This is a genomic window from Massilia sp. YIM B02763, from assembly GCF_030412015.1.
In the GTDB taxonomy this organism is placed as follows: domain Bacteria; phylum Pseudomonadota; class Gammaproteobacteria; order Burkholderiales; family Burkholderiaceae_D; genus Telluria.
This window is the reverse complement of record NZ_JASNRD010000066.1, coordinates 1-347: the sequence shown is the minus strand read 5'-3', so window position 1 is coordinate 347 and position 347 is coordinate 1. Positions and strand designations below refer to the sequence as shown.

The following is a 347-nucleotide window of genomic DNA, read 5'->3' as shown; positions in this document are numbered from 1 at the left end:
TCGTCTGTAGTCTCACCTCCGCCGGCTTGCTGGATTGGAGTGGGACGAGACTGTGGGAATACTTCTTAAGGGGACTGTGTGCGTCTATAGCACGCGGAAGAGCGAGCCAATAGCAGGTCTGTGATGCTCCTAAATGTCCTAGGCTGCACGCGCACTACACTGATGCAATAAACGAGTCTGAGTGCCTTCTGGCAACCTACCTGGAAGCGGGTGGGAAATCTTTTGAACTTGCATCGTGATGAGGATCGACGATTGCAATTATTCTCCTTGAATGAGGAATGCCTAGTAGGCACAAGTCATCAGCTTGTACTGATTACGTCCCTGCCATTTGTACACACCGCCCTGCT

Annotated in this window: 1 rRNA gene; it reads left to right on the top strand. The window is 51.3% G+C overall.

Going from position 1 to position 347, the window contains the following annotated elements:
* A 16S ribosomal RNA gene (locus QPK32_RS26485) occupies positions 1–347 on the top strand; the annotation flags it as partial.